This is a genomic window from Psychrobacter sp. 1U2, from assembly GCF_051847575.1.
In genome coordinates this window covers 149,056-163,483 of the sequence record NZ_JBPYDC010000001.1, presented here as the reverse complement: position 1 = coordinate 163,483, position 14,428 = coordinate 149,056, and the positions used below count along the sequence as shown (strand labels likewise).

Here is a 14,428-nt window from a genome sequence, read left to right as displayed (position 1 = left end):
AAGAGCGCTTAGTTCATTAAACTAGGCGCTCTTTTTAGGTTATCAAGCTATCAGCTGCAAAAGTAATAACAGCTAATTAAGATTAGAGATTAGGGACCTGCAACCCGTTCGATGGAGACGTTACCTACGCCTTTACTGGTGATACCCAATTGCTTAGCTGCACCGTAAGATAAGTCTAAGACCCGCTTACCATGGAAAGGGCCACGGTCATTAACCTTCACAACGACGCTTTTACCGTTGTTTTTATTCGTCACTTTGACATAACAGTTCAGTGGCAGTGAGCGATGGGCGGCGGTTAACGCGTTCATGTCGAAGGTTTCACCGCTAGCCGTTTTACGACCATGAAACTTACGACCATACCACGACGCTAGGCCCGTTTGCTTAAATTTGCCGACAGAGTTTGAAGCGACAGCCGTCAGACGCTCTAGCACATCTTCGTCATTACTTGCTTGTGAGCTATCACTAGTAAGCAGTGGACTATTCAGTGCCAAGGAAGTGGGTTGGCGGGCTGATTTTACTAAACTCGATGCACTATCATGTTGACGAGTCAACTCGCCTAATACGCGATCAATATGAGAGGCGTTATCTTGAGACAATGCGGATAGGGCAGGGCTCGTATCTGCTGCTTGAGCGTTAGAGATTACAGCAGAGCCAGTAAACAGAACCACTGACATTGTAAGTAAACCAGATAGACGCTTATTCATATATACCTCTTCGGCTTATACTCTAAACTTGCGCGCAAAAATATTAAAAAATAACAACCTATGTCGGTTATTAATAGACCATAAATCGGCTTTAATCGCGCTAGCTTTTTAGAGTGATGCTGCTACTGTGATTTTGTAGCGGTAGCAAGCATCAAGGCCATTAGTTTTAAAGTAGGGTAAGTTTGTCTTTATATAAACAATTCAATAACAAATACTATAATCAACATCGGACTATACGTGCAAGTTATGGCTTTATTATATACTTATGAAAAGTTGCTTAGCAGCTCTGTATAAGTTATGTACCATATTACGATTTAAACAGGTTAACGCAATTAAAACGTAATGACAAGTATAAAAACCTTGCAGTATTACACAAATTACAGGATTAGTTAAGTTGAGCTAATCGAAGCATTTCTTTTATAAAGTTATTTATGTCTTGATCGCCTTAATATACTAATGAGGGCTGTAGAAATAAGGGTATCGAATAACTATAAAAAAAGCGGCTAAGTAAAAAAATACTAAGTGGCTCTATGCGTATGGATAGACATTAACAGACCAAAACCTGCCATCAGAGTGACGATTGCTGTACCCCCATAGCTGATAAAAGGTAGCGGAACGCCAACCACAGGCAAAATTCCACCCACCATGCCGACGTTGACAAATACGTAGACAAAGAATGACATAGCGATAGCCCCTGCCAACAACCGACTATAGCTGTCAGTATGAGTAAAAGCGATGAATAAAGCACGACTTAGTAAACAGGCATATATAAACATCAACAGCATGACGCCGACTAAGCCAAACTCTTCTGAGAATGCCGCAATAATAAAATCTGTATGACCCTCGGGCAAAAAATGCAGATGCGATTGAGTGCCATCTAAATAACCTTTACCCGTTATACCGCCAGACCCGATAGCAGTCTTAGATTGAATGATATTCCAACCAGCACCTTGCGCATCTGCGTCCGGATTAAGCAAAGTCAAAACTCGCGTGCGCTGATAGTCGTGTAATAAAAAATACCAAGCGAAAGTCACCAGCGGTATCGATAGTGCGACAGCGCCGCCAATCATCCACCACGATAGACCCGCTAAAAACAACACAAAAATACCACTAGCAGCGACCAACAGCGATGTTCCTAGATCGGGCTCTTTAGCGATTAATAAAACAGGAATAATAATAAGCGCCAGCGTTCCTGCGATACTAGTCGTTGAAGGCGGTAGCTCACGTCTTGATAGAAACCAAGCGCACATCATTGGCATGCCAAGCTTCATAAACTCAGAGGGTTGCACGCTACCAAAGCCTGGTAAGTTGATCCAGCGCTGTGCCCCCATACGTACCTCGCCAATGATATCGACTAGCACTAACAAAAACAGCCCTAGCACATAAAATATAGGAGTAAAGCTACGGTAGATAGTCGGCGGTATCTGCGCCATAGTGAACATCACAGCAAAGGCTACGACGTAACTGATCATCTGGCGCATGACCATATCTACGTTCTGAGTAGAAGCGCTATATAGAATCGTCAGACCGATACAGCACACCGCCAGCAGTAATAAGGTCAGCCAAGGATCAATATGGATGCGTTGCCAAATATTGGGCTCATGACGCTGGCCGAGGTGATGGCTTTGGCGTGAAAAACGATATTGCAAATTAGAGGACATAGATAAAGCCGATACTGAAGAAAGAAAAGTCTATAAGACGCCACTGATAACGCGAAGCTATAGAGGAGACGCAAAAGTCACGTGATTATGAAAATTATGATGATAAATGTTAAAAGCACGGCTATTGCCTATTATGACAGCCGATATTTTAGCCTGCTTACTCAAAATTTGATAGTATCCATAAACTATACTACAGCAATAGACTCAATACTCTTTGCTAACGCTTGCTATCTATATTGGCTTGATAGTATAGCGACAGGCACTGTGTCCTAATAAATTTGATAAATATTTAGTGGTAATGATTGCATATGATGAACAAAAAAAATATTGCAGCTCTCAGTAAATTATCGCTGATAACGCTGGCTTGTATGACTAGTGTTTATGCGAATGCCGCTATTTTAAATGACAGTAGCGAGCGCCGTATTCAAGTGCGTCAAGGCAGTAATACTACTAATAGTCAGGTTTATATTTCCCCTGCAAATACAAATGTCATTAGGGGCGATAGTATGCAAGGGCTTATTGCCCAAAAAAACCGGCAGTACAACTTCGATGCTAAGCTGTCTATCGAGGAGAGTCAGCGGGTTATCACGCCCAGTCGCTCACCGCGTTATAACACCTCTTACAACACGCCTTATAATACTCAGTACAGTCGCCCGAGTAGTAACAACGGCAGCTACTATGGTGATAGCGCTACAGACTTTAATACTTGGTCAAATAGTAATCGCTATCGCGCGCAGCAAGTCGCTAACTATCAGCGTTATCTAAGCTCACAGTTGGGGACGCAAAACGTGCCGCCGATGGATCAGTTGCTGACTACTGCTCGCAGCTGGGATCGCTGTGGCTATGAGCCTTTTCAGCTGCCGCCGCAAGAGCTTTGGTCAAATATGGTACCAACGCTACGTTTATATAGTCAGCTAAAAAATCAAGGCGTGCTGCCAGCCAGTACCGAGATTCGTTCTGTCTACCGCAGCCCTAACCTCAACGCCTGTGCAGGCGGCGCTACTAACAGTAAGCATATGACTGCGGGCGCGATCGATATCTGGGTGCCTGAATATGATGGGGACTTATGGCAGCTTAGCCGTATGCAAGATAGCTTATGCCAGTTCTGGCAATATCAAGGGCAAGCTATGGACTTTGGCTTAGGCTTGTATTCGACAGGAGCGGTGCATTTAGATTCGCAAGGCTATCGCAAATGGGGGTTTAATAATGCCAGTAGTAGCTCGTCTTGTCGCTACTAGCGCTCTATTCTAAATAATTGTTTGCTTTTTGGACCTATTAGTCATTTAATAACGCTTAATAAAAACCTATAGTATGTTCTAATGTTTAGCTTACCTAGCAGAGATAATGAGTTTTTCCTTCTGTTATCAATGATCAGTATTGTCAAAACGGCAAAGCTAGCAATAAAATATTTTGTCTTAAGGTTAAAGCGCTTAAAGAGGCTAAAAACGCAAAGGGTATAACAGTGTCAGATAAAAAAACACCTCGAGCAGCGAATCGCTTTTCGGCTCAAAGTAATCGGGTAGGGCTAGCCAAGAAACGCTTGATATCTCTGGCTCTGGCAATTAGTGCAGGACTACTCTTCATTGCTGCTTGCACTCCTGACAACCACCAAGTGCCTATAGCAGATGAACAAGTGGCACCAAGTGAGCAAGTCCAATCTGATATTGAAGATAAAATTGTCAACTCGTATGCCCGCGTTGCTTCTCAGCAATCGCATCTATGTCCAAAGCTCGTGCAAAAAGAGATAGATAATACCGTAATCGAACGCAAGGCTGAAATTATGATAAATAACAGCTGTGATTACTTCTTATACCCTAAAGTCGGCGAGAATATAGCGGTTAGTCTCAACAATAATAAAATTGAAGCGTTATTAATCACCCCAAAAACTTATAATTTCGCCAATGGTGACTATGAAGTGAAGTCTTATGATAAGCACGTGATACGCCTAGCCTATAATGGCGCAGGCTATAAGCCTGAGCATTTCAGTTATGATGTAACGATAGCAATCAAAGAGTAAGCTGTCTTTTTAGTAAAAAATGAGTAGTCATAAAACTAACCGTAAGAGCTATCAATAACCATGAGGCTTGCTAGCGGTGGTTTACTGATTATTATTTGTCTATCTTTTTTATCACGCCTTATTCTTTAACGCTATCGCCTTTATCCTGCCAAGGGTCATCCGCCCCTACAGTCACAATCAAAAACTTATCGGTCTCAAGCGTATCGCGTAAAGTCTCGTTAACTTCTGCTAGCTTGACGCTATTGATGCGGCTTATATAGTTACTCAGATAGCTGTCTGGCAAGTTATAAAAATTCATCATACCAAGCAAGCCGTTGATTCCTGCATTACTGGCAAAGCTCATAGGAAAGCTGTTTTTTAGATTATCGGTCGTGAGAAGCATCTCATCCTTAGTAATACCTTCCTCTAACGTGTTGTCAATAACGCCTAAACTGGCATCGATGGCCGCGCGAGCCTTATCATTGCGAGTTGAAAAGCCAATTTGATAGGGACCGCGAGCGAGCATCGGATTCATTGAACCTGAGATGCCATAAGTGTAGCCTAAGTTTTGGCGAATCTCAGTCATTAGCCTAGCATTGAAATCCCCGCCTGCTAGGACCTCATTACCCACGGCAAAGTTGGTTTGCTGCTGTTGGGCAATAGGATCAGTGGCACGCTTAGTACCTAGTTGTCCCATCAATACGGTCGTTTGCGTACTAGGGAAGTCAATATGAATATTTTGCGACTGCGTTAGAGGCTTAGGCTCTGGTAAGCTCGCCGCCATTTTGCCTTTCGGTAAATTATTAGTAATATCATTTGCCAGCCGTTTTGCTTGAGCTAACGTCAAATTACCAGTCATCGCAAGAGAAGCATTATTCGCGACTAAATAGCGCTCCTGAAAATCTTGCAAGTCTTTTTGGCTGATAGTCGGTACGGTCTCAAGCGTACCAGAGGAGGGGTGGGCGTAGGGGTGCGTGCCATATAGAGCTTTATTAAAAGCGAGGCTGGCAAGGCTACCTGGGTCTTGTTTTTGTTGCTGTAGACCGACTAGAAGTCTGGCTTTATTGCGTGCCAATATTTGCTCATCAAAAGTAGGCTGAGTGAGAATCTGGGTCATTAAGTCAATGGCGGGTAGTAAATGCTCATCATCAGACAAACTTCTGAGCGAGACGATAAACATATCCTTATAAGCGCTACTATTTAAAGTGATACCTAAAGTCTCAACCGCGCGAGTGAAGTTATTTTCGTCCCTTGTTTTGGTGCCTTGCGTGAGCATAGTAGCGGTCATGTTAGCGATACCAAAACCTTGCTCACGAATATTGCCATCGCGGGCGCTACCTGCATTGAAGCGCAAATCGATATCAACGATAGGCAAGGCGGTGGTACGGACGAAGGAGACTGGAACGCCAGCGCTAGTCTTGAAGTGTTCAATATCAGGAACGGATACTTTTAGCGGATCGACATTATCTAAGCTGCTTAGCTTTGACAAAGCGGCAATAGGCACGCTGTTATCAACAGCGCTAGGCGCTCGATATTCTGCGCCTGGATAACCCTCGCTATTTACTTCAGAGAAAGCAGGAGCACAGATAGTAGTCAAACCCAAAGCGATACCGATGCTAAGTAAAAAAGAGCGTGATGAGTTAGTCGCCTTATTAGCTGCTTTAGTAGTATTCGACTTTTTATTTATCACTGGGCTCGACGACTTATTATTAGTAGTAGTAGTAAAGCGAACGGTTTTATTGATCATAATGGGCTTCTTGATAGAGTTATCTGCTTGTTTTTTTTAGTGATTTGATTTCAGTCATTGGACATCAATAGTCAGTTATTTCTTATCAGTATCGTCAGTATTATCTAAAGGTGGCACGATATGCATAACAGTTAAATTATCTTTGACGAGATACTTTTGACTAGCGGCCTTAATATCAGCTACAGAAACCTCATCGAGCTTAGCGGGTAGGGTGGCAAGTAGCCTATCGTCAAGACCAATCGTTTGTAGCGAGCCAATCATACGCGCTTGCCCTGCCATACTGTCTTGTGCGTAGACGAGACCCGTTACGGTATTAGTCTTTGCCCGTGCAATCTCATCAGCCTCGATAGGATCGCGCATTAGCTTATCGATCTCATTGGTGATCGCTTGCTGAGCTTCCTCTAAGCTGACGCCTTCGCGCGGGGTCGCCTGAATAAGAAACAGACCATCGCCGCGATCAAACAAATCATAAGAAGTACCGACGCTAGTGAGCAAGTTACGCTCACGTATTAATCGGCTCTCAAGCCTGGCAGAGAGGCCACCATCTAGCACATCTTGCGCTAAGGACAAGGCGTAAGCTTGGTTTTGATTACCTGAATCAACGGTTAGCAGACTAGGCACGTTATAGCCCATTAATAACACTGGCACTTTTACCGCTTGTACTGAGTCGACTTGTTGATAGCCACGAAAGCCTCGTTGTCGCACCGCCGGACGCTCAGGCAGCTGGCTTGGCTTAAGCTTGCCAAAGTAGCGTTTGACTTGTGACAATACCGCTTCGGGCTGTACATCTCCTACGATGACTAACGTGGCATTATTAGGAGCATACCAAGCTTGGTACCAGTCTTTGAGCTCGCCAAGCTTGATAGATTCGAGCTCATCCATAGGACCAATCACCGACTCGCCTTTCGGGCTATCAGGTAAGGCCAGTAGACGAAACGACTCATAAGCTTTGGCTAGCGGATTATCATCGGTGCGTTGGCGGCGCTCCTCCATGACCACTTGATGCTCTTTGGCAAAGGCTTCTTCATCGAACAGTAAGTTAGTCATACGGTCAGCTTCAAGCTCTAATGCTAGCGGCAAACGATTGGCCGGAAAGAGCTCGTAGTAGCCAGTATAATCGTAGCTAGTAAAAGCATTATTCGAGCCACCAAACTTAGCGATTAGGCGCTCATAGTCATCGCTTGAAACGTCAGCGGTGCCTTTGAACATCATATGCTCAAGTAAATGCGAGATACCGCCTTTATTCACTGGCTCATCTGCCGAGCCGACGCGGTACCAAATCTGGGTCATGGCGACAGGAGCGCGATGGTCTTCTTTAATAATGACTTTGAGGCCATTATCTAATAGATACTCATGACGGCCTGAGAGATCCATTTGCAGATCAGAGGCGCTATTAGCCACCTCGCTATCTATGACTGGTGGGGTAGCAGTTTGCGCTGCTGAAGGGGCAGTTGTTGTGGTCTGGCAAGCGGCAAGCGTGGCTGATAAGCTTAGTACGCAAGCAGTGCGCCATAATAAACGAGACGGTTTGGATGAAAAGTGGTGACGCTTAGCAAGCATAGTATTCTCAAAGTATAAAAACGATAAATAGGCTCAAATATTAAGATAAAAGTACGGCTTAAACGGCTTAATCAGATAGATTTATGACCACCAACCATCACGCTAGCGGTAGGCTTAAAACCCTGCGTAGTGTTACAACCACTAGTCGCCAAAGCGGACACTGCGATAACTATGGCTAAACTACTAGTCACGATTGTCTTAGAAGCAGTAGTTTTCGGCTGAAGTTTTTTATTGCGTTTTTGAGTTGATAGAGTAGATGACATGAGCGTTCCTAATAATAAAAGCCTGATCATACTTGATCATAAAGGCACTAAATAAACCAATGGCTAAGGATAGGCCAATCTTATTTAAACTGAGGTCATAGTTTTGTGTCTAAACCTTAAGCTAAGCTTGCATAGCCCTTTATTGAATGAGATTACCACTATCATCATATTTGCTATGGCATCTTATTAGACTGCATAAAGTCGGTCTGTTTTTTATCAGCTTAGACAACTACCATTAATGAGCCATCGCCGAATTATGCTAAACTAAGGTAAATCCATCTGACGTTTAGATGCTGCTAACTATAACGCTTCTTATAAAAATGCAATTTGTTAAAAATTAAATAATACTTTGATCAATTTTAGGGCAAACTTATGAATAATGCTGACAATCCCAATCGCGTGGTTATTAATTTAGATGGTGATCTAAATAATTTAGATGACGATGATATTACCTTACCCAGTTTGCCGGTGCAATCGGTGGCTATCGTTGATGAGGGGCAGAGTGCGAACACGACTCCTAATGAGCCTATCGATGAGGCTGTTGAAAGCGCTTCAGATAAAGCCGACAATGCTACTAAGGTGGGTAATATAGCGTTAGGCTCACCCATTTTGTCGCCTGATGCGGATAGCGAATCGCCAAACCAGTCCGTGGACGTAGCGGCTAATGATTATGATGCTAATACTGATAATGACACAAATAGCGCTTCTAGTGACAAAGTAGCTAATAATGTCTCATCTCATCATAAGACCTCTAAGATTGAAGTGCCAAAAATGCCCTTGCAAGCGCAGTTGGGGGAGGCGACAAACGCTAGCAAAGAGAGTACTCATGCAGAGACAACCGCAGAGTCTATATTGCAAGACGATCTACAAACTAAAGAGTCTACTGAGCCCAAAGGTCGTCAAAAAGGCAGTTGGTTCAACCGAATGAAGTCGGGTCTAAGCAAGTCGCGTAAGAATCTAGCTGAGGGTATGGTCAGTATTCTTATCGGTGGTAAAGAGATTGACGATGAGCTGCTAGAGGAAGTAGAAGATCAGTTGCTCGTTGCGGATATTGGGGTAAACGCCACTAACCGTATTATCAAAAGCTTAACTGAGCAGACCGCTCGTGGCGATTTGATTTACGCGCATTCTCTCTATAAAGCCCTACAAAGCGAGCTGGTCGATATTTTAACGCCGAAAGTCGCACCGCTGGTGATTGATACCAGCAAAAAGCCCTTCGTGATCTTGGTCGTCGGGGTCAATGGGGTCGGTAAAACCACGACTATAGGTAAGCTTGCCAAACGTCTGCAAGGCGAGGGCAAGTCAGTGATGCTCGCTGCTGGCGATACGTTCCGGGCAGCAGCGACTGAACAGCTACAAATTTGGGGTGAGCGCAATCACATTCCCGTTGTGGCGCAAGGTCATGGCTCTGATAGTGCCTCGGTTATCTTTGATGCGATGCAATCGGCTAAGGCAAAAAACATCGATGTACTGATTGCCGATACCGCTGGGCGCTTGCAAAATAAAACCCATTTGATGAGTGAGCTTGAAAAAGTCGTAAGAGTCATGCGTAAAGCAGATGAAACGGCGCCGCACGAAGGCATGATCGTACTCGATGCCGGTACTGGTCAAAACGCTATCAATCAAGTCGAGCTATTTAATAAAGTAGTACCGCTGACCGGCATTACAGTTACTAAGCTTGACGGTACTGCCAAAGGTGGCGTGGTCTTCAATATTGCTGAGACCACTGAGGTGCCTATTCGCTATATTGGCGTTGGCGAGTCTATTGATGACTTGCGCGCCTTTAGCCCTAAACAGTTTGTCGCGGCTTTATTTGAGACTGATGATAAAGAGTAGGAGCTGATGTTGGTGCTGGTGCTTAACGTCTAAATATTGGTTTGTGAGAATAAGGAATAATGATGCTAGTGACCACGACAAAGCTACAAACCTATATGCTCGTTTTGATGGTCACTGAAAGTGATATCAGCTCAGCTGACAAAGACGAGCCTAGGCTGGTGCAAGTCAGTTGGCTGTCGCAGGATCAGTGGTGGACGGACTCAAAATCATTTACTAAGCTCAAAAAACACTATCAACTGGCAGATAGTGACTTTAAGTTTATTGAAAAAAATAGCCTAAGCATAGACGATCCTGCACAAGCACTGTTGATTAAGACCATTAAACAAATCAATGAGTATGCGTTAGAAGAAAGAACAGTCTTTGACTTGCCACTCGATTTATCACTAGGGACTGAGTTTCAACAGCAGGTCTGGCGAGCGCTGCAAGAGATTAAGCATGGCGAAACCATAAGCTATGCTACTTTAGCTCGCCGCATCGGTAACCCCAAAGCTTTTCGAGCGGCCGCCAATGCTAACGGCAAAAACCCTTTTAGCCTCGTTATTCCTTGTCATCGAGTGATTGCTAGCGATGGTAGGCTTGGCGGTTATACGGGTGGCATTGATAAAAAAGAGTATCTGCTAGCACTCGAAGGCGTAAAATGTAAGATGTAAAATTGTGGTTAGTTTATATAAAAATAAAGGCTAAACGTTGTACACGTTTAGCCTTTATAAGTACTGGAATAAGTATTGGAGTCTAACCAAGCTTAGTTATTCTGTTTCCAGCTGCGCCATAACGTTATCTGAGATATGCACATTGCTATAAACCTCTTGCACATCGTCGATATCCTCTAACATATCGATCATTTTCATCACTTTTTCGGCGTCATCAACATTGTCAATCTCAGCACTAGTAGAAGGTGCCATAGTCACCTCAGCACTGTCAGAAACTAAGCCTGCTTTGTTAAGCGCGTCTTTAACTTGACCGAAACTTTCCCATTCTGTAATAACTAGTAATGACTCGCCATCATTTTCGACATCGAGCGCGCCAGCATCAAGCGCAGCTAGCAGCACTTCATCTTCGAGACTAACATCATCGAAGCGAATCTCGCCGCGCTTAGTAAAAAGATAAGCGACGGAACCGCTCGTTCCCAAATTGCCATCAAATTTAGTAAAAGCATGACGAACTTCGCTGACCGTGCGGTTAAGGTTGTCAGTCATCGTTTCTACGAGTACCGCTACGCCGCCGACACCGTAGCCCTCATAGCTAACTTCTTCCATGTTTTCATTGTCACCGCCGCCGGTGCCGCGATCGACAGCACGATTGATAGTGTCGCGGGTCATATTGACAGAAAGCGCTTTTTCGACAGCAGCTCGCAAGCGTGGGTTTTTATCAGGATCGGCGTCCCCTTGCTTAGCAGCTGAAACAATCTCACGGATGACTTTAGTAAAGATTTTACCTTTTACTGCATCTTGACGGGCTTTTTTGTGCTTGATGTTGGACCATTTTGAATGACCTGCCATGTTACATCCTTAAAGTTTACCTAAACGGCTGATGTCTAAGTGTGCGATTTGTATATTGTTAAAAGCTATTTTTTGCTACACTGTGACAACCTGACTGTGGGTTGGTACGCAAATTAGCCTTAGTGAATGAGCGATATTATAAACCACTTATGGCTATTTTGACAAAACTCCCCTTTGGCAATGAGTCTATTTATCAGAATCCCTTTCCTACTTAAGCCCTAAATTCTATGAAGCAACCAACCGCTGAAGCTATCACTCATATGCGTAATCGTATTCACGTCATCATCGAGGGCACAGATACGCGTTTGGGTAAGCTTTTTGATATCGTGTTACTGATTGCTATTTTGACCAGTGTAGCCGTGGTGATGCTAGATAGCGTGCTTTATATGCGTTTGCAATATGGCACCTTATTTTTTTATGCTGAATGGTTTTTTACTATTTTATTTACCATTGAGTATTTGCTGCGTTTATTTTCAGCGCCTAACCGCTTTCGATACGTCTTTAGCTTTTTTGGTATCGTTGATTTACTGTCAGTACTCCCAAGCTATTTAAGCTTACTGTTTGTGGGCGTGCAGTATCTGTTAGTGATCCGTATCTTGCGGATCTTACGCGTATTTCGGGTGCTAAAGCTCAAAGCTTATATGCAGCAAGCGGGCTTTCTGGCCTCAGCATTGAAGACCAGTCAGCAAAAGATTACCGTCTTCTTTTTATCTTTAGTACTGCTTGTGACCATATTTGGCTCTGTGGTATACGTGGTCGAAGGCCCAGAAAATGGCTTTACCAGTATTCCACTCTCGATCTACTGGGCGGTAGTGACGGTAACGACTACCGGTTATGGCGATATGTCACCGAAAACGCCAATCGGGCAGGCGATTGCATCTATGGTGATGATCACCGGTTATGCGATTATTGCCGTACCTACAGGTATTTTTACCGCGGAGCTGGCGCGTAACATGCGTCCCCAGCTAAACCCCATTACTTGTCCGAACTGTGGTAAATTCGGCCATGCAGTAGGAGCTGAATACTGTGATCGTTGTGGTCACGCGCTACATGTCTAATCTACTATCGGAGTGATTGACACCAGATTTATTGCCAAAGTTTACTGGTCTTGAGTCTCAGTAAGCTGCGGCGATTTTGTCGGTTCTGGCTCTACTTTGGCTAGATTCGCCGCTGAGGCTTCTGGTTTAGCAGCTTCTAGATATTCATCAACCAAAGGCGACAAATCAATCTCCACCCCAAGATTCACCAAATTCCAGTACTGTCCCGACACCGTACGATCGAGCATCATCGTCGTCGCTGAGGGCTGAAACTGGCTAAAATACTTCAAAGAAGTCCGCATTTGCGTGATCGCTTCGTGATGGACTTGACTGTTAGCAAAGTCAAAATCGCCTTCGTGATAAGGGGTAATAGATAAAGGTTTAAGACCGATAGCTAGCCACTGTTTATAAAACTCTCCTGGAATATCAGTATCATCGTTACGGCGTATGCCTAGCGCAATAAGGTCCTGTTCAAGCGCGGTCACATCGCTGCGCACGGCATGCTGAGCAAAGCGGCGAAACAGCTGAACTTCATTATCGCTATAACTACGAATACCGCCAAAATCGTAAGCAATGACGCTGCCATCTGGGCGAAATGCAAAATTACCTGGATGCGGATCGCAGTGCATTCGGTACAAGCTAAAAAGCTGCCCGGCACTAAAATGAAATAAGCGCTCAGCGATTTTTTGCTTAACGGCGTTATCCCAAGTAGCAGCCACCGCTAAGCTCTCACCCATCTCTTCAGTCAAAGTCAAAATACGCTTTGAGGAATGACTACCGATCACTTTGGGAATGATAAGTCCGGTATCGCTAGCATGAAATGCGCCAAACACTCTTAGGTTGCTCGCTTCTTTAATATAATCAAGCTCATCATATAAGCTCTTACGAATCTCATCGAATAGCTGATTTTGCAGCTCGCGACTCATATTGAGCACGCCGGCGATTTTTAGCGCCATACGCACCTGTTTTAGGTCGCTATCGCAGTTCTCATCAACGTTCGGGTATTGTACTTTGACCACTACGTTTTGACCGGAAGCCAAAGTCGCTTTGTGTACTTGACCGATAGAGGCAGCAGCAAAAGGTGTCTCTGCAAACTCAATAAATAGCTCATCAATAGGCGCTTTTAGCTCGCGCTCTACTTGCGAGCGTATCTGCGAGTAGGGCATAGGCGGTGCATCTTTTTGTAGCTTCTCCAGTGCCGCTGCAACCTCCGGAGGAAAGACGTCTTTGTATTGTGAGGCAATTTGACCCACCTTCATCACCGCACCTTTCATCTCGCCTAGTGTATCAGCGATTTGAATACCGACATCTTGCATCAACTCTGAGCGTGCCTGTAAACGCTTTTCTTCGTCGCTGGAGAGATGCTTTAGGGAGTTTTTAGCGGCTTTGCCTGCAATGCTCGCGGTCATACCTGCAAGCTTCATAAAGCGTTTTCCGGACGTTTTTGCCATTCATATCACCATCTATCGAGTATTGAGTCATTACCTTTTTATTAAGGCATTTTTGTTTTAATCAAGCGATCCTAGTTGTATTAGTCATAAAGGTTCAGGCTTGAATATTTATACTGAATCCTCTAAGTTTGCCTTGTATAGATGTGCCAACCAGTACTCTAAAGCCATCTGATAGCCTAAATGTCCAAGGCCACAGATGACGCCAGTTGCGATATCGCTCAGATAGGAGTGCTGACGAAACGGCTCACGGCTATGGACATTGGATAAATGCACTTCTATAAAAGGTTTTTTGGTGGCGAGTAGGGCATCGCGAAGCGCCACTGAAGTATGAGTAAATGCGCCGGGGTTGATAATGATAGCATCGACTTGCGCTGCTATATCCGCTAATAAACCATAGTGCTGGATCTCATCGACGAGTTGTCCTTCGTGATTGGACTGAATACAAATCAGCTCAATATGATGTTTCGCCGCTTGTGTCTTTAGCCTAGACTCGATATCAGCCAAAGTGATATGGCCATATATCTCAGGCTCGCGTTTGCCTAATAAGTTTAGATTGACGCCATTCACTACTAGTAGTTTATGGTTATGAGTAGATGCATTCATAATGGCCTCGGTAAATTAAAATAGACAATGGTAATAAGTAAAGAATATAGAGAGTAAATAATACAAGATGA

At 44.2% G+C, this 14,428-nt stretch carries 12 protein-coding genes and 1 pseudogene; 5 read left to right on the top strand and 8 right to left on the bottom strand.

Annotated features, from left to right (window positions below; all coding sequences use genetic code 11):
- Positions 1-89 precede the first annotated feature (89 nt).
- Positions 90-431, bottom strand: a pseudogene (locus tag ACS8FD_RS00650) (septal ring lytic transglycosylase RlpA family protein); the annotation flags it as partial.
- Positions 432-1,222: 791 nt separating this feature from the next.
- Positions 1,223-2,365: a rod shape-determining protein RodA gene (gene rodA / locus ACS8FD_RS00645; RefSeq protein ID WP_439273962.1), complete on the bottom strand. Its 1,143-nt coding sequence runs from the start codon at positions 2,363-2,365 to the stop codon at positions 1,223-1,225.
- Between the two features lie 308 nt (positions 2,366-2,673).
- Between rodA and ACS8FD_RS00640 the strand changes: the two genes are divergently transcribed.
- Together ACS8FD_RS00640 and ACS8FD_RS00635 are read left to right on the top strand one after the other, a co-directional pair.
- Positions 2,674-3,603: a D-Ala-D-Ala carboxypeptidase family metallohydrolase gene (locus ACS8FD_RS00640; protein WP_439273961.1), complete on the top strand. Its 930-nt coding sequence runs from the start codon at positions 2,674-2,676 to the stop codon at positions 3,601-3,603.
- A gap of 224 nt (positions 3,604-3,827) precedes the next feature.
- Entirely contained in the window at positions 3,828-4,382 is a 555-nt protein-coding gene (locus tag ACS8FD_RS00635) for a hypothetical protein (protein WP_439273960.1), read from the top strand.
- A gap of 118 nt (positions 4,383-4,500) precedes the next feature.
- On the opposite strand, the gene ACS8FD_RS00630 is transcribed toward ACS8FD_RS00635, so the two are convergent.
- From ACS8FD_RS00630 to ACS8FD_RS00620, 3 genes are all read right to left on the bottom strand, one after another.
- On the bottom strand, positions 4,501-6,108 hold the full coding sequence (locus ACS8FD_RS00630; RefSeq protein WP_439273959.1) for a M16 family metallopeptidase: 1,608 nt from the start codon (positions 6,106-6,108) through the stop codon (positions 4,501-4,503).
- Between the two features lie 75 nt (positions 6,109-6,183).
- On the bottom strand, positions 6,184-7,668 hold the full coding sequence (locus ACS8FD_RS00625) for a M16 family metallopeptidase (RefSeq protein ID WP_439273958.1): 1,485 nt from the start codon (positions 7,666-7,668) through the stop codon (positions 6,184-6,186).
- Between the two features lie 71 nt (positions 7,669-7,739).
- Positions 7,740-7,931 (bottom strand): hypothetical protein, encoded by a 192-nt coding sequence (locus ACS8FD_RS00620; protein ID WP_439273957.1) that lies wholly within the window; start codon positions 7,929-7,931, stop codon positions 7,740-7,742.
- Positions 7,932-8,855: 924 nt separating this feature from the next.
- Between ACS8FD_RS00620 and ftsY the strand changes: the two genes are divergently transcribed.
- Positions 8,856-9,767, top strand: coding sequence for a signal recognition particle-docking protein FtsY (gene ftsY / locus ACS8FD_RS00615; RefSeq protein WP_439274045.1), 912 nt, complete (start codon positions 8,856-8,858; stop codon positions 9,765-9,767).
- Between the two features lie 62 nt (positions 9,768-9,829).
- The gene (locus tag ACS8FD_RS00610) at positions 9,830-10,417 is read left to right on the top strand and encodes a methylated-DNA--[protein]-cysteine S-methyltransferase (protein ID WP_439274044.1); all 588 of its coding nucleotides are present in this window, start codon (positions 9,830-9,832) and stop codon (positions 10,415-10,417) included.
- Between the two features lie 96 nt (positions 10,418-10,513).
- Here the strand turns inward: ACS8FD_RS00610 and ACS8FD_RS00605 are convergent, their stop codons facing one another.
- Positions 10,514-11,266 carry a YebC/PmpR family DNA-binding transcriptional regulator gene (locus ACS8FD_RS00605; protein WP_439273956.1) on the bottom strand — a complete coding sequence of 251 codons (753 nt, stop codon included), beginning with the start codon at positions 11,264-11,266 and terminating at the stop codon, positions 10,514-10,516.
- Positions 11,267-11,493: 227 nt separating this feature from the next.
- Between ACS8FD_RS00605 and ACS8FD_RS00600 the strand changes: the two genes are divergently transcribed.
- Positions 11,494-12,324: an ion transporter gene (locus ACS8FD_RS00600; protein WP_439241169.1), complete on the top strand. Its 831-nt coding sequence runs from the start codon at positions 11,494-11,496 to the stop codon at positions 12,322-12,324.
- A gap of 41 nt (positions 12,325-12,365) precedes the next feature.
- On the opposite strand, the gene ACS8FD_RS00595 is transcribed toward ACS8FD_RS00600, so the two are convergent.
- Together ACS8FD_RS00595 and aroQ are read right to left on the bottom strand one after the other, a co-directional pair.
- Positions 12,366-13,754, bottom strand: coding sequence for an ABC1 kinase family protein (locus ACS8FD_RS00595; protein WP_439273955.1), 1,389 nt, complete (start codon positions 13,752-13,754; stop codon positions 12,366-12,368).
- A 108-nt stretch (positions 13,755-13,862) separates the two neighbouring features.
- A complete protein-coding gene (gene aroQ, locus ACS8FD_RS00590) occupies positions 13,863-14,357 on the bottom strand; it encodes a type II 3-dehydroquinate dehydratase (RefSeq protein ID WP_439273954.1) in 495 nt (164 codons plus the stop codon).
- Positions 14,358-14,428 lie beyond the last annotated feature (71 nt).

Coding starts and splice junctions, on each gene's coding strand:
- rodA (WP_439273962.1), bottom strand. CDS start 2,365: ATGTCCTCTAATTTGCAATATCGTTTTTCACGCCAAAGCCATCACCTC.
- ACS8FD_RS00640 (WP_439273961.1), top strand. CDS start 2,674: ATGATGAACAAAAAAAATATTGCAGCTCTCAGTAAATTATCGCTGATA.
- ACS8FD_RS00630 (WP_439273959.1), bottom strand. CDS start 6,108: ATGATCAATAAAACCGTTCGCTTTACTACTACTACTAATAATAAGTCG.
- ACS8FD_RS00625 (WP_439273958.1), bottom strand. CDS start 7,668: ATGCTTGCTAAGCGTCACCACTTTTCATCCAAACCGTCTCGTTTATTA.
- ACS8FD_RS00620 (WP_439273957.1), bottom strand. CDS start 7,931: ATGTCATCTACTCTATCAACTCAAAAACGCAATAAAAAACTTCAGCCG.
- ftsY (WP_439274045.1), top strand. CDS start 8,856: ATGAAGTCGGGTCTAAGCAAGTCGCGTAAGAATCTAGCTGAGGGTATG.
- ACS8FD_RS00610 (WP_439274044.1), top strand. CDS start 9,830: ATGCTAGTGACCACGACAAAGCTACAAACCTATATGCTCGTTTTGATG.
- ACS8FD_RS00605 (WP_439273956.1), bottom strand. CDS start 11,266: ATGGCAGGTCATTCAAAATGGTCCAACATCAAGCACAAAAAAGCCCGT.
- ACS8FD_RS00600 (WP_439241169.1), top strand. CDS start 11,494: ATGAAGCAACCAACCGCTGAAGCTATCACTCATATGCGTAATCGTATT.
- ACS8FD_RS00595 (WP_439273955.1), bottom strand. CDS start 13,754: ATGGCAAAAACGTCCGGAAAACGCTTTATGAAGCTTGCAGGTATGACC.
- aroQ (WP_439273954.1), bottom strand. CDS start 14,357: ATGAATGCATCTACTCATAACCATAAACTACTAGTAGTGAATGGCGTC.